The sequence below is a fragment of the Kribbella hippodromi genome (assembly GCF_039531045.1).
GTDB classification, from domain to species: Bacteria; Actinomycetota; Actinomycetes; order Propionibacteriales; family Kribbellaceae; genus Kribbella; species Kribbella hippodromi.
This window is the reverse complement of sequence record NZ_BAAAPH010000001.1, coordinates 182851-206435: the sequence shown is the minus strand read 5'-3', so window position 1 is coordinate 206435 and position 23585 is coordinate 182851. Positions and strand designations below refer to the sequence as shown.

Sequence of the window (23585 nt, the reverse complement as noted above, 5' to 3'; positions counted from 1 at the left end):
TGCCGTGGCATAACTGAAAGCTTGTCGGCCGGGGATACAGCCGCCGTACATTGACGCGTCAGCCGACGGCCGCGCCCAGGTCGGAACCTGCCAGCAGCTGCCGGCACTTGGTCGCGGCGCTGTCGTTGCCGGCCTGCTGCCACACCCGGGCGGCGCGTTCGAGCGTCCGGCGGGCGTTGTCGAAGTTCCCGGTGGACAGGTACAGCTCACCGAGGTGCTGCGCCGCTTCACCTTCGACACTGCGGTCGCCGAGCCGGTGACCGAGGTCGATCGCGTCCAGCAAGGTCTTCCGCGCCGACGCGACCTCGCCGCGCTCCTTCAGCGCCTGCCCGAGTAGCGCCCGGGTGTACGCAGCGCAGTGGTCGTCGCCCATCCCGTCGAAGATCGCCAGCGCCTTGCGCAGCTGCCGTACGGCCTCGTCGTGCCGTCCTTGATGGACCCGAAGCGCCGCGATCCGCCGGCGTACCTTGGCCTCCCGGTGCGCATCCACCCGGCGTACGGCGATCAGGAACGCCTTCGCCAGATACTCCTGCGCGGTATCGACATCACCGCGGGCCAGGTACGCGTTGGCGGCGGCTGTCCGCGCAAGCGCCTCCGCGTTCGCGTTACCGTCCGCGACAAACGCCTCAATCGCCTTCTCGTACTGGGCAAGTCCTTCGGCGCGCTGCCCGCGCTCCCGCAGCCACGTACCAAGTCCAACTGCCGCAACGCCTTCACCAAGCCGGTCGCCCAACTCGTCGAACACCCGCGCGGCCACGTCGAAGTGCCGGCGCGCGTTGTCCCAGTCGTCTTGGTACACGGCGAGCTGACCGAGGTTGCGGTGCATGATCGCCTCACCACGCCGATCCCCGCACGCGACCGCACTCAGCAAACCCTGCTGGTGCGAGCCGTTCCAGTCGTCGAAGCCGGCGCGCATGTCCAGGTACGGCCCCCAGGCCGCCGCGATCCGCCACGCGTACTCGTGCAGCCCGTTCTGCGCCGCGGACCGGATCGCGGGGACGAACGTACTGCGCTCACTGTCGAACCACGCGATCGCATCGGTCTCCGTGAAAGGCGACGGATCCGGGGCAGTCAATGGGCCGGTGTGCTCAAGGACGCCGAAGTACTCGAAGGACAAGGCGTCGTTGGCCCGCCGGATCTTGTTCAGGATCGCATCGACCACAGTCTCGACGTCGCGTACGGCCTGTGCTTTCTGCTCATCGTCACCGACCCCAAGTGCATGCAGCCGCAGCAGATCATGCACCCGGTACCGGGCCGTACCGCGCTGGTCGACCGAACTGATCCGGACCAGGTTCACCTCGATCAACCGGTCCAGACTGCGGCGTACGGCGGCCGGCGACGCGACGGCCTCCAACGCCCTGGCGGAGAACACACCGACCGCGAAGTGACCGATCAGCCGGTACAACCGTGCTTCCTCAGCACTCAACGCGTCGTAGCTCAGGTCCGCACTGGTCCGGACGGCGAGCTCCCCGATGCTCAGCTCATCCAGCCGGGAGGTCTCGTCGCGCAACCGGCGCGCCAGCTCCCGCGCACTCAGGTCCGGCCGCTGCGCCAGCCGGCTGCCGACGATCCGGATCGCCAACGGCAGGTTCGCGCACGCGGACAGGATCTCCTCGGCCTCGGGCGACCCAGCCTCGATCCGGCCCGCGCCGGCGACCGACGCGAGCAGTACAGCGGCTTCACTGTCATCGAACGTGTCGAGCGGCAGGCTGTCCGCGCCGGCCAGATCCATCAGCCGGTTGCGGCTGGTCACTACTACTGCCGAAGCACCGGTGCCTGGCATCAGTGGAATGACTTGGTTGGCCGTGGCAACGTCGTCCAGGATGATCAGCACCCGGCGGCTCGCCAGCTCCGACCGCAGCATCGCAGAACGACGCTCCGGGTCAGTGGGGATTGCGAAGTCGGGCAGGTTGAGGCTCAGCAGCAGATCGGTCAGCGCGGCAGCCGGATCGCGCGGCTGCGTCGCCCCATGCATGTCCAGGTAGATCTGCCCGTCCGGGAAGTGCTCCCGGACCAGATGGCCGAGCCGCACCGCCAGTGAGGTCTTCCCAGTACCGGGGGCGCCGGAGATGACCGCAATGGGTGGCCGCACCGGGTCACGGCCGCACACCAGGTCCCGTAGCTGCTCCAGCTTGCTCTGCCGGCCGCTGAAGTCGGCCAAGTCCAGTGGGAGCTGACTAGGCGGCCGCACTGGGTCAGTCAGCTCCGGAGCGGCCATCGGCCGGGGCTGCACCACCGGTCCGGGTCGCTCGGTAGTCCGCGCGGCCGGAATGCCCGGGTTCGGCCAGTTGGCCGAGCGGCCGTTCTCGGCGCGCGCACCGGCCGCCTCCAGCTCCGGACCGGGCTTGATGTCGAGCTCATCGGCCAGTGTCTTTACTGCCTTGGCGTACGCGGTCCGCGCCTCGCCGACACGTCCCGCGGCTACAAGCCCATCGACCAGGCGGCGCCACAGCTGCTCGTCGTACGGGTCATCGGTCAGCCGGGCGCTCAGCAGTACCGCGGCGCCGCTCGCGTCGCCGTACTCCAGCCGCAGATCCAGCAAGGAGTCGACCAGACCGCGGTGCTGCGCCTCCAGCCGGGCCACCGAGCCTTCCCAGGCGGCCGGCATCGGCAGGTCCTCCAGCGGACGGCCGCGCCACAGCTCGTACGCCCGGGACAGCACCTGCATGGCCTGACGGCCGTCACCGGCGTCCCGGAGGTGGCCGCCCTCGGCCAGCAGCGACTCGAACAAGCTGGCGTCCAGCTCGTCGACCCCCACCTCGATGCTGTACCCGGCGGCGGAAGTGTCGATCGGCGCGGGCAGTCCGGCTTCCTGCAGCAGTCCGCGCAACGCCCGTACATAGGTCCGGATGTTCGCGGTCGCGGAGCGTGGTGGACTGGTCTCCCAGAGGGCGTCCGCGATCAGGTCGGTGGAGACGAACCGGTTCGGGTGCAGGAGCAGGGTGGCCAGCAGCTGGCGCGGTTTCGCGGCCTTGAGCGGCTGGGCCGGACCGTGCATCAGGCGCAGTGGTCCGAGGATTCCGTACCTCAGACTGTCCACTTGCCGGCCTCTCCACTCTTGAACGCCCTATCGTGACACCCCGTCAGGCCCGGCGGGAAGGCCGATGTACGCCGGATGTATCTCAGTCCGGCACTGTTGACTTCAGGTACCGGGGGGAGGGCAGGCCCGGGCGTGGCGACTTGACCGCCGTCACAACCGGGCCTGGCACTGGGAGCGAGTCCAGGGTCGGGGGATCTGGACCACGGGGATCCGGTGCCTACTGGCCACCGGTGAATGGCGGCTGACCGTCCTGTGGCGCGGGGGAACCCGCAGGCGGCCCGCCCACCGGTGGCTCTCCCTGGTACCCACCCGGCTGCCCTTGGCCAGGCTGGCCCTGACCCGGCTGACCCTGGTACGGCGGCTGCTGGGCCGGCTGCTGCTGGTAAGGCTGCTGGTACCCGCCCGGGATCTGCGGCTGGTAACCCTGCTGATAGTTGCCCTGGTCCCCCGGCATCTGCGGGTGGATCTGGCCGGACGACGGCGCCCCCGGCTGCATCTGCGGCGGCGCCTGCTCACCTGCGACCGACCCGATGGTGCCGAACGAGACCTGCGGCACCGCACGGACCTGCTCGTCCTTGACCTCGAAGTACCCGGCCTTCTCGAACTTGAACGAGTTCGCGATCACGTTCGACGGGAACGCCTCGATCCGGGTGTTGTAGTCGCCCACGTTCGCGTTGTAGAACCGGCGGCCGGCCGCGATCCGGTCCTCGGTGTCGGTCAGCTCGCGCTGCAGGCCGAGGAAGTTCTGGTTCGACTGCAGCTGCGGGTACTGCTCGACCGAGATCATCATCTGCCGGAGCGCCCCGGACAGCTGTCCTTCGGCCGCGGCCCGCTGCTCCGGGTTCGAGCCCTGCACGTTCACCGCCTGGGTCCGCAGCCGGGCGACCTCCTCGAACACGTGCCGCTCGTGCGCCGCGTACGCCCGGACGGTCTCGACCAGGTTCGGGATCAGGTCGTACCGGCGGTGCAGCTCGACGTCGATCTGCCGCCAGGACTCCTGGATCAGGTTCCGCTGCTTGACGAATCGGTTGTACGACGTGATCAGCATGATCGCCAGAATGACGACGACCGCGACGATCGCGATGATGACCCAGACCATGACAAGAGCTCCCGAGAGTTGGCAGTGCTGCAGCCGACTCTACGGGTACGTGGGTCCGCCCGGTGGTTGCTGCCGCGATCGTGGGTCGACCCCCGCATAGTCGGTCCAGACGTACGGCGGAACCTGCTCGAGTACCTGCTGCAGCAGCCCGAGGCGGTTCATCACCTCGGTCGGGTCGTGGTCGCCCTTGTCCCAGCCGACCAGTGAATTGCCCTCGATCCGCCAGCCGATCTCACCGCGGGCCAGCAGCAACTCCATCATCCGCGGCGTCACCACCGCGTGCCCGAACCGCTCGTCGTCGGCCTTCACCCGGAACGCCCGGTTGAACTGGTCACTCTCGAACTGCAGGTCCCGGAACCCGAACGCATTCGCTACCGCGCCACCGAAGATTCCCTCGTGCGTCACCTCGAGGTGCGGCAGTGCCCCCGGCAACTGCAGCACCACCACGCCGTACTTGTGTGTGGTGGTGGTCCGGCGGCCCTTCGAGTCGGTGCTGTGCGTTTGGTAGCTGTAGTCGAAGGCAACCATCGGATGTCCGTTGTACGGGCCGGACAGCACGTTCTTGACGCGCCAGTTGTCACCGGTACGGAACGGTGTACCCGCCCACTGCCCTGCCAGCGAGTTGTTCACCGGCAGGTACGACCAGCCCTGCTGGGCGGCGAATCCGGCGAACAGCTCACGCCGCTTCTTCGCCCGGATGTAGTTGAAGTAGAAGATGCCGACGCCGATCAGCACCGCCAGCAGGAGGATCAGCCAGGTACTGCCCTGCATCAGTGGAGACCCAGGTCCTCGAGTCCGAACACGGCCCGGTACTCCAGGCCTTCCGCTTCCACCCGTTCGCGCGCACCGGTCGACCGGTCCACGATCACCGCGACCGCGACCACCTCGGCACCTGCCTCGCGCAGCGCCTCCACCGCGGTCAGTACCGAACCACCGGTGGTGGAGGTGTCCTCGACCGCCAGCACCCGGCGGCCCTTCACCTCAGGTCCCTCGATCCGCCGCTGCAGCCCGTGCGTCTTCTCGGCCTTGCGGACCACGAAAGCGTCCAGCGTGCGGCCGTCCTGCGCGGCCGCGTGCAGCATCGACATCGCGACCGGGTCGGCACCGAGCGTGAGCCCGCCGACCGCGTCGTACTCCAGGTCCTTGGTCAGCTCGAGCATCGCCGGCCCGATCAACGGCGCCGCGGCCGCGTCCAGCGTGATCCGGCGCAGGTCGACGTAGTAGTCGGCCTCCTTCCCGGAGGCCAGTGTCACCCGCCCGTGCACGATCGCCTTGCTCTTGACCTGCTCCAGCAGTCCGTCCCGGTCGTAGCTCATAGGCCTTGAGCTTAGGCGAGCCAGTGGTCAACCCCGATCCCCACCGCCGTAATGCACCGGGCGGCGGAGGTGAGGTGGGGGGTGAGGTGCGGGTGGTCAGGCCTTTTTGCTGACCTTGATCAGGTGGCCGAAGGCGACTGAGCGGTCCGGGGAGTGGAACAGGTCCTGGCAGGTGGTCAGGGTGATGATCGACTTCGTCGGGGCCTGGCGTTTGCCTGGTACGGGGTCCAGCACCCAGGAGTCGGTGTTCTTCACGGTCAGATCGCGCGGCGAACCGTCCAACTCGTACGTGTACACGGCGTCCTGGGTTTCGACGACGACCAGATCGCCCTTGCGCAGGTCGAGCAGCTTGCGGAACGGCGAACCGTGCGTGATCCGGTGCCCCGCGATCGCGAAATTCCCTGGCTGACCCGGCAACTGGGTGTCCGGATAGTGCCCGATCCCCTTGGCCAGATCGTCCGGGTCGACACCCTCGACGACCGGCTTCTCCCAGTCCGCCCCGAAGCGCGGGATCCGGAGCAGTGCGAACGCCTTGCCGGTCGTCGGCTCGGCGGTCCGCGCGGTCGCCGGGGCGGGCGTACGCCACTGCTGCCGCAGCGAGTTCTCGGCTTCGCCCATCGCCTTGTTCGAGGCGATGCCGGTGCCGTAGAACTGCCAGCCGACCCACCCGAGCAGCCCGACTCCAGCTACCAGCATGACGATGCCGACCCACCTGACTACTCCCCGCATGCGGTCAAGTATGCAGCCGATCTGCAAAGCCTGTGCACCACGTGTCGATGGACGCCGGTGGTTGCCCGGGACCACGATGTGATCGATACGACGATGTGGTCGAGAAGACGGTGTGGTCGATGCGCGGAGGTGTGCGGTGAAGGCGCTGGTCAAGGCCGAGGCGAAACCCGGATTGTGGCTGCAGGACGTGCCCGAGCCGAAGATCGAGGCCGACGAGGTCCTGATCAAGGTGCTGCGGACGGGACTGTGCGGTACCGACCTGCACATCCAGAACTGGGACCACTGGGCGCAGAAGAACGTCCCGGTGCCGATGGTGACCGGGCACGAGTTCTGCGGTGAGGTGGTCGAGGTCGGCGTCGGGGTCCGCGATGTCGCGGTCGGTGACCTGGTCAGCGGCGAAGGGCATCTGGTCTGTGGCCGGTGCCGCAACTGCCGCGCCGGGCGTCGCCACCTGTGCATCAAGACGCGCGGACTGGGCGTGCACGTGCCGGGGGCGTTCGCGGAGTACGTCGCGCTGCCGGCCAGTAATGCGTGGGTACACAAGGACCCCGTGGATCTTGACGTCGCAGCGATCTTCGATCCGTTCGGCAACGCCGTACACACCGCGCTGTCGTTCCCGCTGGTCGGTGAGGACGTGCTGATCACCGGCGCCGGGCCGATCGGGGTGATGGCCGCGGCGGTCGCGCTGCACGCCGGGGCGCGGAACGTGGTGATCACGGACCTGTCCGAGTACCGGCTGGACCTGGCCCGGAAGATCGGCGTGACCCGCGCGGTCAACGTCGGCGCCGAGACGATCGCGGAAGCCCAGCAGAGTCTCGGGATGCGCGAAGGTTTCGACGTCGGGATGGAGATGTCCGGGCAGCCGGCCGCGCTGCGGGACATGCTGGCGAACCTGACCCATGGCGGCAAGGTCGCGATGCTCGGCCTGCCGTCGGACGAGATCGCGATCGACTGGGGCACGGTGGTGCTGAACATGCTGACCATCAAGGGCATCTACGGCCGGGAGATGTTCGAGACCTGGTACTCGATGTCGGTGATGCTGGAGCGTGGCCTGGACCTGACGCCGGTGATCACGCACCGGTTCGGGTACGCGGACTTCGAGCGCGCTTTCGACGTCGCGCGGCAAGGGCAGTGCGGCAAGGTGATCATGGACTGGACGCGGGAAACCCTGGAGGAGAAGCACTGATGATCGGGCGGATGCGGGACGACCTGACGGCGACCATCGGCGAGATCCGGGACGCCGGGCTGTACAAGTCGGAGCGGGTGATCACCTCACCGCAGCAGTCGCTGATCTCGGTCGCGACCGGCGCCGAGGTGCTGAACTTCTGCGCCAACAACTACCTCGGGCTGTCCGATCACCCGGAGGTGGTCGCGGCGGCCAAGGAAGCCCTTGACCGGTGGGGATTCGGGCTCTCCTCGGTGCGGTTCATTTGCGGTACGCAACAAATCCACAAGGATCTTGAAGGTGCCCTGAGCAACTTTCTCGGCACCGAGGACACGATCCTGTACAGCTCGTGCTTCGACGCGAACGGTGGCCTCTTCGAGACGCTGCTCGGCGCCGAGGACGCGATCATCTCCGACGAGCTGAACCACGCGAGCATCATCGACGGGGTCCGGCTGTCGAAGGCCCGCCGGTACCGGTACAAGAACCGGGACATGGCCGATCTCGAGGCCCAGCTGAAGGACGCGGCGGACGCCCGGTACCGGTTGATCGCGACCGACGGCGTGTTCTCGATGGACGGGTATGTCGCCCCGCTCGACGAGATCTGCGACCTGGCCGAGCGGTACGACGCGCTGGTGATGGTCGACGACTCGCACGCGGTCGGTTTCGTCGGGCCGGACGGTGCCGGTACGCCGTCACTGTTCGGCGTGAAGGACCGCGTCGACATTGTCACCGGCACCCTCGGCAAGGCACTCGGCGGGGCGTCCGGCGGGTACGTCTCCGCGCGCCGCGAAATCGTCGAACTGCTCCGCCAGCGCTCCCGCCCGTACCTGTTCTCGAACTCTCTCGCCCCGTCCGTGACCGCGGCGTCGCTCAAGGCCCTGGAACTCATCGGCACGTCGAGCGCCCTCCGCGACAAGCTGGCCGCCAACACCGCCCTCTTCCGCACCAAGATGACCGAAGCCGGCTTCGACATCCTCCCCGGCGACCACCCGATCGCCCCGGTCATGATCGGCGACGCCGCCCAAGCCGCCCGCCTCGCCGACAAGCTCCTCGACCTCGGCATCTACGTGATCGGCTTCTCGTACCCCGTGGTCCCCCAAGGCAAGGCCCGCATCCGCGTCCAACTCTCCGCCGCCCACTCCACCGAAGACGTCGAACGCGCCATCACCGCCTTCACCGAAGCCCGCACCGCCCTCAACTGATCGGTACCATGGATGGTATGCCCGGGCCACGTTCGGGGTGTTGCCGGCCAGGCAGCCCTACCGCCAGGTGACGCTGCAGCTCGGGCTGCCGAAGGGCATTACCAGCCTCGACCTGCTCGACCGCGGCGACCGCTTCTGATGCGGATCTACTTCGACAGCAGCGCGCTGATCAAGCGCGTCGTGGCCGAGGAAGAGTCCAACGCCTTGGTGGACTTCCTCGATCTGCAGTACGAACAAGGCCATCCACTCATCTCGTCCTCGCTGGCCTGGGTCGAGGTGTCGCGTGTCGTACTCGCACGGGTGAAGACACCGTCCGACACGGCCGAGTTGGTCGAGGGAGCCCTGTCCGGCATCGACGAACGCCCGATGACCGCCGAGGTCGTCAGCGTCGCTCGGCGGATCGAGCCGGGCATCCTGCGCAGCCTGGGCGCGCTGCACCTCGCGACCGCGGTTCTGATCGACGCCGATCTGATGGTCACCTACGACGATCGCCTGGCCGATGCCTGCCGGCGGAATTCGCTCGCCGTGGCCGCGCCGGGGCGCGGCTGACAATTGTCGGTGGCGGTGGGCATGATCTCCGCATGGTGATGAGTGCGCGGGCGGTCAATCGGGCGTTCTTGGCTCGGCAGTTGTTGCTGGGGCGGGAGCGGGTGACCGCGCGGGACGTGGTGGGGCGGTTGGTGGGGATGCAAGGGCAGGAGGCCAAGCATCCGTACGTGGGGTTGTGGACCCGGATCGACGGGTTCGAAGAGGGGGAGCTGGATCGGGCGGTCGGGGATCGGGAGATTGTCCGGGGGACGATGTTTCGGGGGACGTTGCATCTGGTGACCGCTGCGGACTACTTGCGGTTCCGGATGACGGTGGCGCCGGTGCTGGCGGCGGGGTTGAAGGTGCTGAGGGATCGGGCTGCGGGGCTGGAGCCGGAGAAGGTGGTTGCTGCGGCGGAAGCCTTACTGGGCAAGGAACCGTTGACGTTCACCGAAGTGCGGGATGCTTTGCAGCAACAGTTCCCGGACGTGAACGAGCGGGCGCTCGGGTTCTGCACGCGGATGCTGGTGCCGCTGGTCATGCACCCGGCCGACGTCCGCTGGTCCTGGACGGCGAACTCACGCTTCACTCCGGCCGAGGACTGGATCGGCAAGAAGCTGCATCAACAGGCAGAGCCGGCCGAGCTCATCCTCAGGTACCTGCAGGCGTTCGGGCCGGCGACGCCCGCGGATTTCCAGACCTGGTCAGGTCTGCAAAAGGCGAAAGCCTTGTTCGACGACCTCGAGCTGGAAACGTTCAAAGACGAAGCCGGCAAGACGTTGTACGACGTACCGGACGCGCCGCGCCCGGATCCGGATACGCCGGCGCCGGTGCGCTTCCTCCCGGAGTTCGACAACGTACTGCTCTCACACGCGAAACGAGAGCGGATCATCGCGGACGAGCACAAACCGGCTGTTTTCACGAAGAACCTGCGGGTGAAGGCGACGTACACGGTCGACGGTCTGGTCGCGGGGCTGTGGACCACCGAAACCAAGCGTGGTGTGGCCACTCTCACGCTCACACCGTTCGGCCGGACGCTCAAGAAAACCGCCACCGAGCTGGAGCGTGAAGGCACCGCACTGCTCCGGTTCCTGGAACCCAACGCCAAGACCCATACCGTGGTTACTGCCAGTTAATGAGGTTGTTGTCACACGTCGGATGACTGGGCCGGAAACCTTTTGCCGGGTGGAATGGGTAGATGAGCACAGTCCCCTCCATCACTCTGGACAACGGCGTCGAGATCCCGCAGCTGGGCCTGGGGGTCTGGCAGGTCGAGGACGAGATCGTCACCGATGTGGTGACGTCGGCGTTCGAGACCGGCTACCGGCACATCGACACCGCCGCCATCTACGGCAACGAACGCGGCGTCGGCCGCGCGATCGCGGCGTCCGGCCTGGCGCGTGACGACCTGTTCATCACCACCAAGGTCTGGAACAACGACCAGGGCTACGACAGCACGCTGAAGGCGTTCGACACCAGCCTGTCGAAGCTCGGCCTGGAGTACGTCGACCTGTACCTGATCCACTGGCAGTCGCTGCAGCGCGATCTGTACCTCGAGACCTGGAAGGCGTTCGAGCAGCTGTACGCCGACAAGCGGGTCCGCGCGATCGGCGTCTCGAACTTCCACGAACCCGCGCTGCGGCGGATCTTCGAGGAGTCCACGATCCGCCCGGCGGTGAACCAGATCGAGCTGCACCCGGCGCTGCCGCAGGACGATCTGCGCGCGTTCAACGCCGAGAACGACATCGTCACCGAGGCGTGGAGCCCGCTGGCGTCCGGTGAGCTGCTGGAGAACGCCGCGCTGAAGACGATCGGCGCCAAGTACGCCAAGTCGCCGGCCCAGGTGATGATCCGCTGGCACCTGCAGCTCGGCAACGTGGTGATCCCGAAGTCGAAGACGCCGAGCCGGATCCAGGAGAACTTCGAGGTCTTCGACTTCCAGCTCGACAACGACGACATGGCCGCGATCGCCGACCTCGAAACCGGCCAACGCACCGGCGGCGACCCCGACATCTTCGGCTGACCCCCCACCCCTCCGGCGCACCCCCGCGTCACCAGCGGACCCGCCGAACCCCGTTTGAGGGGTCAGCCCCTGAGCTGGAGGGTTGGCCCCTCGGATTTTCAGGGGGCAACCCTCCAGCTCAGGGGGCAAGCAGGTCGAGGAAGCGGGCGAGGGCGGGTGAACGGTTGTCGGGGGACCAGGCTGCGGAGAGTTGCCAGCGCGGCAGGTCGTCGGACAACTCGCGGTAGACGACCGCGGCGGGGTTCGACGGCGGGGTCGGGCTGATCAGGAGCGAGACGCCGAGGCCGGCGGCGACCAGCGAGACGATGGTTTGTACGTCGGCCGCGTCCTGCTCGATCCGCGGCGTGAAACCGGCTGCCCGGCAATAGCCGACGATGGTGTCGTGTACGGCGGGCCCGCTCGGCCGCGAGTACAACACGAACGACTCCTCCGCGAGCTCGGCCAGCCGAAGCCGCTTCCGCCCCGCCAGCCGATGCCCGGCCGGCAGCGCCACCACCAACGAATCCTCCGCCACCACCCGCGCCTCCAACCCAAGCAACCCCACCACCGCCGCCCCACCACCGCTCCCGTCGGCTCTGCCCGCCGTGTCGCCGGAGGGCTTGGTACCTACCGGTGCTGGGGTGTTCGGGCGGAGGAGGCCGACGTCTATCCGGCCGTCGTGCAGGGCTTGGGTCTGGCGGAGCGTGGTCGACGCTTCCAGGTCCAGCACCACCTTGGGGTACGCCTGCCGGAAGCTGCCGAGCAGGCGGGGCAGTACCTCGAAGGTCGCCGACTGTACGAAGCGCAATCGCAGCGTCCCGAGTTCACCACGTTGCGTCCGCTGCGCCGTACGCACCGCCTCGTCCGACCGGCGCAGCAGGTCCTTCGCGTCGGCCAGGAACGTCTCGCCGGCCGCGGTCAGCACGAATCGGCGTTTGACCCGGGCGAACAGCTCCACCCCGAGGTCGTGCTCCAGCGCGGCGATCTGCCGGCTGAGCGACGGCTGGGTGAGGTGCAGCCGGGTCGCCGCGCGGCCGACGTTCAGCTCCTCGGCGACCACCACGAACGATCTGAGTTGGCGCAGTTCCATCCCTACATCATGCACCAAACGCATTAACTCAGAGTAAAGAATTCATTGGACGCATGGGGACCTGACTACGTACCGTTAATGACGTCGAAAGGAATCCCGTGCAATACGTCCCGTTCTCCGTCATCAAGTCGATCCACCAACAGACCCATTCCGCCATGCCGGACGCACCGATCCGCCCGCACCGGGCGAAGCGTCACCGGGTGCGCGCCGTCCGCCGCTGGTTCCGCCGGGGCACGCCCGCGGTCGCGCCGGCCGAGCCCGTTGTCCGTCCCGCCGAGTCGCTGGTTCGTCCCGTCGAGCTGACGCTGGTCGCCGCTCCCGCCGAGGAGCTGTGCGAAGCTGAGGTTCGTGATCGAGGTACGACGCCTGCGAGTGTTGCGCGCGCTTGCTGACCACGGCACCGTGACCGCGGCCGCCGAGGTGCTGCACCTGACCCCCTCGGCGGTCTCCCAGCAACTGGCCGCGCTGGAGTCCGAAGTCGGTCAGGAACTGCTCGAACGCCGCGGCCGCCGGGTCGCGATCACCTCGGCCGGCCGGTTGCTGCTCGCGCATGCGGACACCATCCTGGCCGAGGTGGAGCGGGCCGAGGACGCGATGCGCCTGCACGCGAACGGCGTCAACGGCGAGGTACGCATCACCGCCTTTGCCACCGCGATCACCTTGCTGGTCGCACCGGCGCTGACCCGGCTCCGCGAAACCACTCCTGGTCTCAGCCTCGTCGTCCGCGACGCCGAAGGACACCAGGGCATCACCCAACTGCTCGACGGCGACGCCGACCTGGCGATCGCCGTCGAGCACCGCGGCTCCCCTCGCCCGGACGACCACCGCCTGGCCCGAATCCCCTTGTACGCCGAGCCCTTCGTCGCCGTCCTCCCCCCAGCCCACCCCGCCGCCGAGCCACCCGGCCCCACCGCCCCGATCGAGCTTGCGGCGTTGGCGGAGGACGACTGGGTGATGCCGAGCCCGGGCAACCCGATCCGCGACGTCGTCATGCTGGCCTGCGAACAGGCCGGTTTCCAGCCCCGCATCGTGCACCAGTCCGACGACTTCCGCGCCGTCGCCGCCCTGGTAGCCGCCGGCGCCGGCGTCTCTCTCGTCCCCCGTCTCGCAGTCCCCGAGCCCACCCTCGCCCTGATCCGCCCCCTCCCCGACCCGGCCCCCACCCGCCGCGTCTACGCCGCGGTCCGCGCCAGCCGCGCCGACCACCCCCTCATCACCGCCACCCTCGGCGTACTCACCGAGGTCGCCGAAAAGTTGTGACCCAGCTCACCCAACGGATCTGACCGCCGGCGTGGTCTGCGGGGTGTGAGAGTTCAGCTCAGCGTGGTGATTCCCGCGTACAACGAGGAGCACCGGCTTCCGCGCACCCTGCAAGCCGTCACCACGTACCTGGCGGCAACGTCCGCGGACTGGGAGGTCCTGGTCGTCGACGACGGCTCGGCCGACGCCACCGCGTACGCGGTCCAAGCGCACCACGACGACCGCGTACGCCTGATCCGCTGGCCGGTGAACCGCGGCAAGGGTCACGCCGTACGGATCGGCATCTTGGCCTCGCGCGGCGATCGGGTCCTGATGTGCGACGCGGACAACGCCACCCCGATCGAGCAAGTGGAGTTGTTGCACAGGGCACTCGATCGTGGCGCCTGGGCGGCGATCGGATCGCGTGCACTGCCGCAGTCGCAGCTCGTCGTACGCCAGAGCGCATTGCGTGAAGCGTGCGGTCGTTTCGGCAATGCACTCATCCAGCTGATGGCCGTACCAGGCATCCAGGACACACAATGCGGCTTCAAGCTGTACGACGGTCCGCGTGGCCGGCTCGTATTCCAGCTCGCCCGCGTCGATGGCTGGTGCTCCGACGCCGAGGTACTGCACCTGTTCCACCGGCTCGGCCTGGAGGTTGCCGAGGTCCCGGTGCGCTGGTCCGACCAGGAGGGATCGAAGCTCCGTCCCTCCGGCTACCTGGCCGGCCTCATCGAGCTCGGCCGGATTCGCCGCTACCACCACCGCCTGCCGCCACTCGACCAACTCGTCGTACCGGCGTTCACGTGAAAACGCAGCTCAGGTCACGCCATCAGGTCACCACAGTCGTGGCCGCATTGGCGTACGTGACCACAGCCATGATCCTCCTGCACGGACTGTGGTCCGACCCGAACGGCCGATACCTGTACGACAGCGGGCAGGACCAAGAGCAATGGCAGTGGTTCTTCGACATCACCGCACACCAGGTACTGACCGGCCAGAACCCCTTGTTCACAGGGCTTCTGAACCATCCCGACGGCGTCAACCTGATGGCCAACACGACCATGCTCGGCCTCAGCATCCCGCTGATCCCCGTGACAGTCCTGCTCGGCTCCGGCGTCACCTGGGCGATCGCACTGACCATCGGCCTGGCCGGTACGGCCTTCGCCTGGTACTGGCTGTTCTCCCGGCGCATCGCGTCCGCGCCGGCCGCCGCGATCGGCGGACTGTTCTGCGGTTTCGCCCCGGCGATGATCTCGCACGCCAACGCGCATCCGAACTTCGTCGTCCTCGCGGTGATCCCCTGCCTGCTGCTCCCCCGCCCACCCGGCCGCCGGAACGCGATCGTCCTCGGCCTGCTGATCGCGTACCAGCTCTTCCTCGGCGAGGAGATCTTGTTGCTAGCGGCAACCGGATTGCTCGTCTTCGCCCTTGCCCACAGCTGGGCCGATCCAGGGCGCACGGCCGCGTTCGCCCGCCGGTACGCGACCACGATCGCCGGCGCCGGTCTGCTCGCCTTGGTCCTCGTAGCGGGTTCCTTGTTCTGGCAGTTCAAGGGTCCGCAGAGTTATCACAGCCTCGTGCACGGACGGGCCGGCAACTCGCTGCATGCCCTTACCGCCTTCCCGACCCGATCGCTGTTCGGCGATCCCGAGGTCGCACAACAGCTTGCGATGAACCGCACGGAGGAAAACGCCTTCTTCGGCTGGCCACTGATCATCCTGATCCTCGGCTTGGTCTTTGCCCTCCGCAAGCAACAGCTCGTACGCATCCTGGGCGCGACCACCGCCCTGATCGGATGGTTGTCGCTGACCCCAGGCCCGTGGACCCTGCTCGCCCAGCTCCCGCTCTACGAATCGGTGATCGAATCCCGGTTCGCGATGGCCTGCATTCCGCCGATCGGCGCACTGCTTGCCCTCGGCATCGACGCACTCCGAACGAAACCGCTCCGCTGGCTGGGCTGGACGGCGATTGGCGCCGCGCTGCTGCCGATCGTCCCGACCCCCTTCGTGACGGTCGCCCGTCAGCCCGTACCCGCCTTCTTCACGGACGGTTCGTGGCGCGGCTACGTACGCCCCGGGCACACCCTCGTACCCGCTCCGCCGCCGAATTCCGGTGAGGCCCGGGCGATGCGCTGGCAGGCCGAAGCCGGGTTCGGCTTCGCCATCCCCGAGGGCTACTTCGTCGGACCGTACGGCCCCGACGGCGGCGGTGCGTACGGCGCGCAGCCCCGCCCGACCGCCACCATGATGCGCCAGGCGGCGAACGGCGAGGGATGTGTGATCGACCCCGTCCAACTCGACGCCGACCTGCGCTACTGGCGCGCCGACGCCGTCGTCCTGGACCACGATCGAGGTGAATTGCGTGCATGTCTCGACGAGTTGCTCGGCCGGAGCACATTCGTTGGTGGGGTATGGGTCTGGACAGTGGCGCGCCCATGATGGTGAACCGGAAGGGGGTGCGGCCGTGCGGTCCGCTGACGAGCAGCAGTACGTCGAGTACGTGACCGCGCGCCTGCCCGAGCTGCGCCGGCTGGCCGGATCGCTGTGCAAGGACGCGCACCGGGCAGATGATGTCGTACAAGCCGCGATCACCAAGTTGTACGTGCACTGGCCCAAGGCAAAGAACGCCAACGATCTCGACGCGTACGTACGCACGATCGTGGTCCGTACTTTCCTGAACGAACGCCGTCTCGGCTGGTCGCGGGTCCGGCTGACGGATCAACCGATCGACCTCCCGGCGAGCACGGGACGCGAGGTGGAGACCCGCCTGGTCGTCGCCGCGGCGCTGGACCGGATCCCGCCCCGGACCCGCGCCGTCCTGGTGCTGCGGTTCCTCTACGACATCCCGGTCCGCGACGTGGCCGGAACGCTGGGCTGTTCGGAGAACGCCGTGAAAGGCCAGACCGCCCGCGGCCTGGCCTTGCTCCGGCGTCTGCTCGGCGACCGCCTGGACATCGAGCCCGAGCTCAGGAAGGAGCAGACCCGATGAGCCCCGAACCCGAGGAATACGCCGGCCTGCTGAAGGCCTTGCGGGAAACCCCTGACCCGAACCCGGCGGGGGTCAGCATCGACCGGGCGATGCGGGACGGGCGCCGGACGGTTCGGCGGCGGCGAATCCTCGGCGGCGCCGCGGTGGTCGCGCTGATCGCTGCGGTGTCGGCGACGCCGATAGTGCTGCACGCTGTCCGCCCGGACCGGATCCAGCCGGCCGCGCCCGGCCAGGTCGTGCCCGGCCAGGTCGTGCCGTTCGGCGTCTGGTCGCGGGCGTTCGACGTGGGCTCGGCGGGCGGATTCACCCCACGGTTGTACACCAGCTCGAAGCGCTGGCAGTCGGTCAAACTCGTTGCCGCCGACAACTCCGGCCTGGCCCCGGGCGCAACAGCGGTCGCGACCATGTACGCCCCGGGGGCCTGGCCCGGTGCGACCGGTGACCGGCGGCTCGCCGACATCGAAGGGCGCCCGGTGTACCTGCTCGCGCAGGACCCGAGTGGCGTACGGATCGCCTTCCGGTACTCGAACGACGGCTGGGCGACCGTGTCGGACTCCGGTACCGGAGCCACACCGGAGCGCGCCCGGCATGTTGCCGAGGGCATCCAACTGCGAGCGAAGCCGGCGCCGGTGACCGTGCCGTTCAGCTTCGCCCGGAGTGCGGTCGAGTCCGATCAGGTGGTCGCTGTCGCTGCACCGCACGGCGCGCCGGTCGCACCGGAGACGTACTCGGTGCTGCTCGGTGACGCCGATCCCGTCGACCCGGACGCCACCGGATCGCTCACCACGGTCGGCGTGGTCCGCCCGGCACCGGCCGTCAAACCGACCATGACGATCGGCGGTCATCCGGCCACGTCCGGCGGTTCCGACGTCACCGTCTTCGGGCTCGGCGACGGCTGGGCCGGCACGGTCTGGAGCCTCCGCAAGTCACCGGCCGCCATCGCCGCCACCCTCAAGTTGCTCCCCACGCCGGTCAGCCAGCCGATCCGGTGACCAGCCGAACAGCGCCAGCCGACCAGGGCCAGCCGAGCAGTGCCGACCGAGCGCAGACGGCGGATCAGTTGGCGATCACCACGGTCTTCCGGTGCAGCTCGGCGTCAGCGACGACGTCGAGCATGTACGTGGCGACGTCCGCGCGGGTGATGGTGAAACCGCCCCGAACCGTACCGTCGGGGTTGCTGCGAATCCGCCCCTTCCCAGCACCGTTCGTCAACCGGGGCGGGCAGACGATGGTCCAGTCGGCTGTACTCGCCGTGACCAGTTCCTCCATCCGGCGGGCGTCCGCGAACGACTCGCGGAGGAACCGCCCGAGGATCGGCTTCACCACGTACTTGGTGAACGGGTCATCGCCCTTGGTGTGAATCCCGGCCACGCTCACCACCAGGAACCGGCGTACGCCGGTCTCGTCCATCGCCCGCAGTGTGCTCCGCGCGCTCTCGGTCAGCAGATCGCTCGGCCCGGACGTCCGTGGACCGAGCGCCGACAGCACCGCATCATGCCCGGCCAGCACCGGCGCGATGGCGGCCGGATCCAGCACGTCGGCGGTCACCACCTCGACCTGCCCGCCCGGGACGCCGGCCTGGGCCGCGACCAGCCGCAGCTCCGGCAGCGCCACCTGCAGGCTCGAGCCGGCCCGCACGACCGCCGTGACCGTGTGGCCGGCCGCCACTGCCTGCCGGACCAGCTCGGTCCCGATCCGGCCGGACGCCCCGAAAACCACCAGCTTCATCGTCAACCCCTCCAGGTTAGTAAACACTCACTCACTATGGTGAGTAAACACTCACCAACCTGTCAAGGTAGGCTGCCGCCGGGCGGGCCGGGTACGTCGCGCCCGCTCGCGCTGTTCGCGAGCGCGTTCACCGCCAGGGAGGAGGACCGGATGGGGACCAGGGACGACATCCTGGACGCGGCCGCGGAGGTGCTCCGGACCCAGGGCTTCGCCCGGGCGACCACCAAGTCGATCGCCCAGGTCGCCGGGTACTCCGAAGCCGCGCTCTACAAGCATTTCGCCGACAAGCCGGCGATTCTGCTCGCCGTACTGCACGAGCGGATGCCCCAGCTGCCCGGCTCGCTCAAGGAGCTGATCGGCAACCCCGGCAGCGGGACCGTCCGCGGCAACCTGACCCGCCTGGCCCGGACCGCGATCGACTTCTATGTCGAAGGGTTCCCGATCCTGGTCTCCCTGTTCTCGTCGCAGGAGCTGCTGATCGCGCATCGCAACCGCCTGCGCGAGCTGAACGCCGGGCCACACAAGGCGCAGGAGGGCCTGATTCGCTACTTGCGCGAGGAGCAGAAGCTCGGCCGGATTCGGCGCACCGCCGACCTCAGCGCAGCGGCCGCCTTGTTGTTCGGTGCCTGTTTCCAGCGTGGTTTCGAAGTCAGCTTCGCCGGGATCGCCCCATCCGGCGCGGAGCACGACGCGTACGCCACCGCGCTGTCGAAGACGCTCTACGAGGCGCTCAAGCCCGCCGCCGGCCGTCCAGCCCCACGGTCGACACCCGCGCGATCAGAGCCCGCGGGGTGAAGCGGGCCGCGGCCGCGATCAGCTGGTAGCGCCGGGACGGGATCGAGATCGCCTTCCCGCGCATCAGGTCCTTCCAGGCCGCGTCGACGAGATCGGTCGCGTCCAGCCACATGAACGACGGGATGACCGACTTGTCCATCTCCATCCGCTCATGGAACTCGGTGTGCACGAACCCCGGGCACAGCGCCATCACCGCGACACCCTTGGCATGCAGCCCGACCGCGAGGCCGGCGGAGAAGTTCGTCACCCAGGCCTTGTGCGCGCTGTAGACGTTGCGCTGCAGGAAGCCGGCCACCGACGACACGTTGACGACCGCGCCGGAGCCGCGCTCGATCATCGGAAGCACGGCGGCATGCGTGAGGCGCAGCACGACCCGGACCAGCAGATCGAGCTGTTTCTCCTCGACCTCGACCGGGTTCGCCCAGAAGGGTTTCTTCTGCCCGAAGCCGGCGTTGTTCACCAGCACCTCGATCGGGCCGGTCCGGAACCGTTCCTCCACCCGGGCCAGGTCGTCCGGCTCGGTCAGGTCCGCGACCAGCACCTCGCAGTCGACACCGTGCAGCCGGGTGATCTCGGTCGCGACCTCCTTGAGCCGCGCTTCGTCGCGCGACACCAGCACCAGGTCGTACCCCTCCAGCGCCAGCTTGTCCGCGAACGCGCGGCCGATCCCCGTCGCCGGACCGGTAACAAGCGCAGTCGCCATCTTCTCCGTCCTCCTGTCGGGGCCTGGCCCTAGTCTGTCACCTACTCTGGTCGAGTGCTGGCGGACATCGACACCTGGGTGCTGGACCTCGACAACACGTTGTACCCGGCCGACTCGGCGCTCGCGGCGCAACTCACCCACGGCATCCTCTCGACGATCGCCTCGTACTACCGCACCGACCTCGCCGGCGCGCGGCAGATCCAGGCCGAGCTGGTCGCCGGGTACGGGACGTCGCTGCGCGGCGCGATGCTGACCGGGACGATCGACCCGCACGACTTCCTCGGCTTCGAGCGGCGGCTCGACTACTCGGTGATCGAGCCGGCTCCGGATCTTGCCGCTGTACTGACCACATTGCCGGGGCGGCGCTACGTGTACACGAACGGGTCGGCGTACCACGCGGAGCAGGCGCTTGGCCGGCTCGGCCTGGCCGAGTGCATCGACGGCGTGTTCGACATCCTGGCCGGCGAGCTGGTGCCGAAGCCGTACGCGGAGAGCCTGGACGCGTTTCTGGCCCGGTTCGGGATCGATCCGGCGCGGGCGGCGATGTTCGACGATCTCGAAGTGAATCTGGCACTGCCGCATGAGCGCGGGATGACGACCGTGTGGGTGAGCGGCGGGGCGCCGTCCGAACGGCTGGCGGAGCGCCGGTGGCGGGCGGCTGATCTGTTGGGGTTCCTGCGCGAAAACATCTGACGAATTGATGCTGCTGCGGCGCGGTTGCGCTGCCGGTGGGCATCGTGGTGGCGGATTTGTCTGATGACTTAGGCTTATAGGTAGGAGGTGACGGGTGGCCGCGACGGACAAGGCACTGGCTGGGCTGCGACAGATGATCGCGTCCGGTGAGCTCGGGCCGGGGGCGAAGTTCCCGCCGGAGCCGGAGCTGTGCGAGCACCTCGGCGTGTCCCGCAGCTCGTTGCGCGAGGCGGTCCGGTCGCTCGGCGCGCTCGGCGTGATCGAGTCCCGGCACGGTTCGGGTACGTACGTGTCGGCGCTCGACCCGGCCGCGATCATCAGCCGGTTCTCGCTCTCGGTCGACCTGATCCCGCTCGAAGGGCTGCTCGAACTGCTCGAAGTGCGCCGCGTCCTCGAGTCGCATGCGACCGCGACCGCCGCCGCCCGGCAGGACCCCGAGTTGGCGGACCGGCTGGGCGAGATCCTCGACCGGCTCGAGTCGACCACAGACGCGACCGAGATCCAGCACCTGGACGCCGCTTTTCACGGCGCGATCTGTACGGCAGGGGGCAACCCGACGGTGACCGCGCTGACCGACGTGATCCGCGGCCGCGGCGGCCACTACCGGATCTTCGAACCAGGCACCGACTTCGAAGCGATCAAACAATCCAGCGACCGCGGCCACCGCGCCATCCTGGCCGCCATCACCACCCGGGACCCCGCGGCCGCCGCCACCGCCGCCTCCGCCCACATAGCCCAAACCGAACGCTGGCTCCGAGCCCTCCGCCCAGTCCCCCAACCGGTCCCATGACCTGGCACCTGCGACCGGCACTGCTTGCTGATCTCGAAGTGCTGGCTGAGTTGCGGGCGGTGGTGATGCGGCCGGACCTCGAGCGCCTCGGGCGGTACGACGAGCACCGGGTACGCCAGCGTCTCCGCGACTCGTTCATCCCCGCACACACCCGGATCATCGAGCTCAACGGCGAACTGGCCGGCTCGATCACCCTCCGCCCGGCCGGCCCGCGCCACTGGCTGGAGCACTTCTACCTGGCCCCGCACCACCAGGGCCGCGGCCTCGGCTCAGCCGTCCTCCGCACCGTCTTGAACCAGTCCGACACCACCCACACCACGGTCGCCCTGAACGTCCTCCAAGGCAGCCCCGCCCGAGCCCTGTACGAACGTCACGGCTTCGTCCTGGAATCGGAGGACCCGGTCGACGTCTTCCTGGTGCGACATCCGGCGGCTTGAGGAGCGGAACGCCCAGATCAGTACGAGCGCGCCGACCAGGACGATCGCCCCGGCCACCACGGCCGCGAGGTGCATCGCGTGGATGAACGCGTCGTTCGCGCGCTGCACCAGCTCCGGGCGACCCAGCGCGACCGCCGCGTGCCGAGTGGTTTCCGCCGAAGTACCGACCTCGGCCGGCAGACCGGTCAGCGACGACGAGATCTTGTGCTGGTACGTCGACGACACGATCGTGCCGAGAACAGCCACCCCAAGCACACTCCCGACCTGCCGTAGCGCGTTGTTCACCGCGGAACCAGCACCCATCCGGTCCAACGGCAGCGTCGCCATGATCGCCGCGGTTGTCGGTGCGGTCGTCATACCGATGCAGGTGCCGGCGATTCCACCGACAATGCCCAGCCAGATCAAGGACGTGTTCACGTCGTACAGCACGTTGAGGCCGAAGCACAGGGCGAGTACGAGGACCGCCGTACCCGACACCTTGGCGACCCCGAAGCGAGCGGCCAGCCGGGCACCGAGCTGGGAGCCGATGATCACACCAATTGCCGCCGGCAACGACATCAGTCCGGCCGAGAGGGCACTCATCCCGCGCGCACCCTGGTAGTAGAACGCCAGGTAGAAACTCTGGCCGGTGAGCGTGAGGAAGACGACCGAGAGGGCGAAGTTGCCGGCCGCGAAGCGGCGGTTGCGGAACAGCCGCGGGTCGAAGCTCGGCTGCTTCTCCCGCCACTCGGACACGATGAACCCGGCCAGCAGAACCAGGCCGGCGATGATGCTCGCCCAGACCTGCCAGCGATCCCAGCCGCCTTGGTGGCCGCCGTCGATCAGGCCGTAGGAAACACCGAGCAGACCGAGCGTGGACAGGCTGAGGCCGAGCGGGTCGAGGCGGCGGCGCTCCGGGCTGCGCGGGTTCGGGAGCACGAGGGCCGCGCCGATCAGGCCGAACGCGACGATCGGCAGGTTGATGGTGAACACCGAACCCCACCAGAAATGGTCGATCAGCAGACCGCCGAGCACCGGCCCGACCGCGACCCCGACACCGGCCGACGAGCCCCAGACCGCGATCGCGGCGGCCCGGCGTTGCGGCGGGAAGGTCCAGCCGATGATCGCCATCGACGGCGGCATGATCAGCGCGCCGCCGAGACCCATGGTCGCGCGGGCCAGGATCAGCGCGGCCGGCCCGGTCGCCCAGGCGGCCCACGCGGACGCGATCCCGAAGATCAGCAGGCCGAGCATCAGGACGGTCCGGTGGCCGTACCGGTCGCCGAGGGCCCCGGCCAGGAACAGCGCGGTGGCGAAGAGCAGTGAGTAGATGCCGATCGCCCATTGCAGCTGGCCGGGCGTGGCGCCGAGCCCGTCGACCGGGTCGGCGAGGCGTTCGAGGGCGATCCCGAGGACGGTCGAGTCGATCCAGATCAGGACGGCCGAGACCACCAGGACGGTCAGAATCCGCCGCTGCCGGCGGACGTCGGGGATGGGGTCGATCGAGGACACGAAGTCTCCTATGATTGTCAGGAACCTGACGAGAACTCGATCATCGTAGATTGACAGGAACCTGTCAATCTATTGCTGCGGGTTTCTCGTTGCCCCCACCGGCAGAATGTGCGTTATGGAACCGACTGACGAGACCGGCTGCGTGACGTTTCTGGTCCGGCACGCGTGGCTGAGCATGCGGTCGGCGCTGGCGGTCGCGCTCGACCAGCACGGGCTGTCGGTGCAGCAGTACGGGACGCTGCTGTGCGTACGGGAGAGCCCCGGGCTGACCGTCGCCGACGTCGGCCGGGTGGTCGGCACGACCCGCCAGTCCGCGAACGAGCTGCTCACCGGCATGGAGCGGGCCGGCCTGGTCGAACGCCGGCCGAACCCGAAGGACCGGCGCACCCAGCAGATCCACCTCACCCCGGGCGGCGAGCGCCGGCTGGCCGAGGCGGCGCCGGCGATCCGCAAAGTCGAGAACGACCTGGAGGCAGCTTTCAGCTCCACCGACCGGGCCACCGCGCGGGCCTGGCTTGCACACATGGTCACGGCAGTTGAGGGTTAG

The 23585-nt window shown here is 68.6% G+C and carries 23 protein-coding genes and 1 pseudogene; 15 read left to right on the top strand and 9 right to left on the bottom strand.

Going from position 1 to position 23585, the window contains the following annotated elements; genetic code table 11:
- Nucleotides 1-58: 58 nt before the first annotated feature.
- From ABD260_RS00935 to ABD260_RS00915, 5 genes are all read right to left on the bottom strand, one after another.
- Nucleotides 59-3040, bottom strand: coding sequence for an AfsR/SARP family transcriptional regulator (locus ABD260_RS00935; RefSeq protein WP_344231347.1), 2982 nt, complete (start codon nt 3038-3040; stop codon nt 59-61).
- Nucleotides 3041-3257: 217 nt separating this feature from the next.
- The gene (locus tag ABD260_RS00930; RefSeq protein WP_344231346.1) at nt 3258-4139 is read right to left on the bottom strand and encodes a LemA family protein; all 882 of its coding nucleotides are present in this window, start codon (nt 4137-4139) and stop codon (nt 3258-3260) included.
- A gap of 39 nt (nt 4140-4178) precedes the next feature.
- Entirely contained in the window at nt 4179-4910 is a 732-nt protein-coding gene (locus tag ABD260_RS00925) for a hypothetical protein (protein ID WP_344231345.1), read from the bottom strand.
- Nucleotides 4910-5455, bottom strand: a complete 546-nt coding sequence (pyrE, locus tag ABD260_RS00920; RefSeq protein WP_344231344.1) for an orotate phosphoribosyltransferase — start codon at nt 5453-5455, stop codon at nt 4910-4912. Before pyrE ends, ABD260_RS00925 begins: the two co-directional genes overlap by 1 nt.
- 96 nt (nt 5456-5551) lie before the next feature.
- Nucleotides 5552-6184, bottom strand: a complete 633-nt coding sequence (locus ABD260_RS00915) for a class E sortase (protein WP_344231343.1) — start codon at nt 6182-6184, stop codon at nt 5552-5554.
- 136 nt (nt 6185-6320) lie between these two features.
- Between ABD260_RS00915 and tdh the strand changes: the two genes are divergently transcribed.
- The 5 genes from tdh (at nt 6321) to ABD260_RS00890 (ending at nt 11102) form a co-directional block, all read left to right on the top strand.
- A complete protein-coding gene (gene tdh, locus ABD260_RS00910) occupies nt 6321-7370 on the top strand; it encodes an L-threonine 3-dehydrogenase (protein ID WP_344231342.1) in 1050 nt (349 codons plus the stop codon).
- Entirely contained in the window at nt 7370-8551 is a 1182-nt protein-coding gene (locus ABD260_RS00905) for a glycine C-acetyltransferase (RefSeq protein ID WP_344231341.1), read from the top strand. Before tdh ends, ABD260_RS00905 begins: the two co-directional genes overlap by 1 nt.
- Nucleotides 8552-8689: 138 nt before the next feature.
- On the top strand, nt 8690-9100 hold the full coding sequence (locus tag ABD260_RS00900) for a type II toxin-antitoxin system VapC family toxin (protein WP_344231340.1): 411 nt from the start codon (nt 8690-8692) through the stop codon (nt 9098-9100).
- Nucleotides 9101-9132: 32 nt separating this feature from the next.
- Nucleotides 9133-10215 carry a winged helix DNA-binding domain-containing protein gene (locus tag ABD260_RS00895; RefSeq protein WP_344231339.1) on the top strand — a complete coding sequence of 361 codons (1083 nt, stop codon included), beginning with the start codon at nt 9133-9135 and terminating at the stop codon, nt 10213-10215.
- A gap of 62 nt (nt 10216-10277) precedes the next feature.
- Nucleotides 10278-11102, top strand: a complete 825-nt coding sequence (locus ABD260_RS00890) for an aldo/keto reductase (RefSeq protein ID WP_344231338.1) — start codon at nt 10278-10280, stop codon at nt 11100-11102.
- A gap of 118 nt (nt 11103-11220) precedes the next feature.
- On the opposite strand, the gene ABD260_RS00885 is transcribed toward ABD260_RS00890, so the two are convergent.
- Entirely contained in the window at nt 11221-12171 is a 951-nt protein-coding gene (locus ABD260_RS00885; RefSeq protein ID WP_344231337.1) for a LysR family transcriptional regulator, read from the bottom strand.
- 348 nt (nt 12172-12519) lie between these two features.
- On the opposite strand from ABD260_RS00885, the gene ABD260_RS00880 reads away from it, so the two are divergent.
- The 5 genes from ABD260_RS00880 to ABD260_RS00860 are packed head-to-tail and all read left to right on the top strand — an operon-like array spanning nt 12520 to nt 17393.
- On the top strand, nt 12520-13431 hold the full coding sequence (locus ABD260_RS00880; protein ID WP_344231336.1) for a LysR family transcriptional regulator: 912 nt from the start codon (nt 12520-12522) through the stop codon (nt 13429-13431).
- A gap of 45 nt (nt 13432-13476) precedes the next feature.
- Nucleotides 13477-14220 (top strand): dolichyl-phosphate beta-glucosyltransferase, encoded by a 744-nt coding sequence (locus ABD260_RS00875; protein WP_344231335.1) that lies wholly within the window; start codon nt 13477-13479, stop codon nt 14218-14220.
- A complete protein-coding gene (locus ABD260_RS00870; protein ID WP_344231334.1) occupies nt 14217-15851 on the top strand; it encodes a glycosyl transferase in 1635 nt (544 codons plus the stop codon). Before ABD260_RS00875 ends, ABD260_RS00870 begins: the two co-directional genes overlap by 4 nt.
- A 25-nt stretch (nt 15852-15876) precedes the next feature.
- Nucleotides 15877-16401: a sigma-70 family RNA polymerase sigma factor gene (locus ABD260_RS00865; protein WP_344231333.1), complete on the top strand. Its 525-nt coding sequence runs from the start codon at nt 15877-15879 to the stop codon at nt 16399-16401.
- Complete coding sequence (locus ABD260_RS00860; protein ID WP_344231332.1) at nt 16398-17393, top strand: hypothetical protein; 996 nt, start codon at nt 16398-16400, stop codon at nt 17391-17393. The genes ABD260_RS00865 and ABD260_RS00860 overlap by 4 nt, the downstream gene beginning before the upstream one ends.
- A gap of 64 nt (nt 17394-17457) precedes the next feature.
- Here ABD260_RS00860 and ABD260_RS00855 read toward each other — a convergent pair whose 3' ends face one another.
- On the bottom strand, nt 17458-18156 hold the full coding sequence (locus ABD260_RS00855) for an NAD(P)-dependent oxidoreductase (protein WP_344231331.1): 699 nt from the start codon (nt 18154-18156) through the stop codon (nt 17458-17460).
- A 123-nt stretch (nt 18157-18279) separates the two neighbouring features.
- Between ABD260_RS00855 and ABD260_RS00850 the strand changes: the two genes are divergently transcribed.
- A complete protein-coding gene (locus ABD260_RS00850; RefSeq protein WP_344231330.1) occupies nt 18280-18924 on the top strand; it encodes a TetR/AcrR family transcriptional regulator in 645 nt (214 codons plus the stop codon).
- Here the strand turns inward: ABD260_RS00850 and ABD260_RS00845 are convergent.
- A complete protein-coding gene (locus ABD260_RS00845; protein WP_344231329.1) occupies nt 18860-19627 on the bottom strand; it encodes an SDR family NAD(P)-dependent oxidoreductase in 768 nt (255 codons plus the stop codon). The two genes, ABD260_RS00850 and ABD260_RS00845, sit on opposite strands and share 65 nt — an antisense overlap.
- Before the next feature lie 54 nt (nt 19628-19681).
- Here ABD260_RS00845 and ABD260_RS00840 point away from each other — a divergent pair, with 54 nt between their 5' ends.
- From ABD260_RS00840 to ABD260_RS00830, 3 genes are all read left to right on the top strand, one after another.
- Entirely contained in the window at nt 19682-20320 is a 639-nt protein-coding gene (locus ABD260_RS00840) for an HAD-IA family hydrolase (protein WP_344231328.1), read from the top strand.
- A 94-nt stretch (nt 20321-20414) separates the two neighbouring features.
- Nucleotides 20415-21110 carry a FadR/GntR family transcriptional regulator gene (locus ABD260_RS00835; RefSeq protein WP_344231327.1) on the top strand — a complete coding sequence of 232 codons (696 nt, stop codon included), beginning with the start codon at nt 20415-20417 and terminating at the stop codon, nt 21108-21110.
- Nucleotides 21107-21547, top strand: coding sequence for a GNAT family N-acetyltransferase (locus tag ABD260_RS00830; protein ID WP_344231326.1), 441 nt, complete (start codon nt 21107-21109; stop codon nt 21545-21547). Before ABD260_RS00835 ends, ABD260_RS00830 begins: the two co-directional genes overlap by 4 nt.
- Before the next feature lie 24 nt (nt 21548-21571).
- Here the strand turns inward: ABD260_RS00830 and ABD260_RS00825 are convergent.
- Nucleotides 21572-22978: pseudogene (locus ABD260_RS00825) on the bottom strand (MFS transporter); the annotation flags it as partial.
- 175 nt (nt 22979-23153) lie between these two features.
- Here ABD260_RS00825 and ABD260_RS00820 point away from each other — a divergent pair.
- Nucleotides 23154-23585, top strand: coding sequence for a MarR family winged helix-turn-helix transcriptional regulator (locus ABD260_RS00820; protein WP_344231325.1), 432 nt, complete (start codon nt 23154-23156; stop codon nt 23583-23585).

What these genes read in the sequence shown, in the direction of transcription:
- ABD260_RS00830 (WP_344231326.1), top strand. Translation starts at nt 21,107, where the DNA reads ATGACCTGGCACCTGCGACCGGCACTGCTTGCTGATCTCGAAGTGCTG.
- ABD260_RS00860 (WP_344231332.1), top strand. Translation starts at nt 16,398, where the DNA reads ATGAGCCCCGAACCCGAGGAATACGCCGGCCTGCTGAAGGCCTTGCGG.
- ABD260_RS00885 (WP_344231337.1), bottom strand. Translation starts at nt 12,171, where the DNA reads ATGGAACTGCGCCAACTCAGATCGTTCGTGGTGGTCGCCGAGGAGCTG.
- ABD260_RS00845 (WP_344231329.1), bottom strand. Translation starts at nt 19,627, where the DNA reads ATGGCGACTGCGCTTGTTACCGGTCCGGCGACGGGGATCGGCCGCGCG.
- ABD260_RS00820 (WP_344231325.1), top strand. Translation starts at nt 23,154, where the DNA reads ATGGAACCGACTGACGAGACCGGCTGCGTGACGTTTCTGGTCCGGCAC.
- ABD260_RS00925 (WP_344231345.1), bottom strand. Translation starts at nt 4,910, where the DNA reads ATGCAGGGCAGTACCTGGCTGATCCTCCTGCTGGCGGTGCTGATCGGC.
- ABD260_RS00915 (WP_344231343.1), bottom strand. Translation starts at nt 6,184, where the DNA reads ATGCGGGGAGTAGTCAGGTGGGTCGGCATCGTCATGCTGGTAGCTGGA.
- ABD260_RS00900 (WP_344231340.1), top strand. Translation starts at nt 8,690, where the DNA reads ATGCGGATCTACTTCGACAGCAGCGCGCTGATCAAGCGCGTCGTGGCC.
- ABD260_RS00850 (WP_344231330.1), top strand. Translation starts at nt 18,280, where the DNA reads ATGGGGACCAGGGACGACATCCTGGACGCGGCCGCGGAGGTGCTCCGG.
- ABD260_RS00930 (WP_344231346.1), bottom strand. Translation starts at nt 4,139, where the DNA reads ATGGTCTGGGTCATCATCGCGATCGTCGCGGTCGTCGTCATTCTGGCG.
- ABD260_RS00895 (WP_344231339.1), top strand. Translation starts at nt 9,133, where the DNA reads ATGGTGATGAGTGCGCGGGCGGTCAATCGGGCGTTCTTGGCTCGGCAG.
- ABD260_RS00890 (WP_344231338.1), top strand. Translation starts at nt 10,278, where the DNA reads ATGAGCACAGTCCCCTCCATCACTCTGGACAACGGCGTCGAGATCCCG.
- pyrE (WP_344231344.1), bottom strand. Translation starts at nt 5,455, where the DNA reads ATGAGCTACGACCGGGACGGACTGCTGGAGCAGGTCAAGAGCAAGGCG.
- ABD260_RS00905 (WP_344231341.1), top strand. Translation starts at nt 7,370, where the DNA reads ATGATCGGGCGGATGCGGGACGACCTGACGGCGACCATCGGCGAGATC.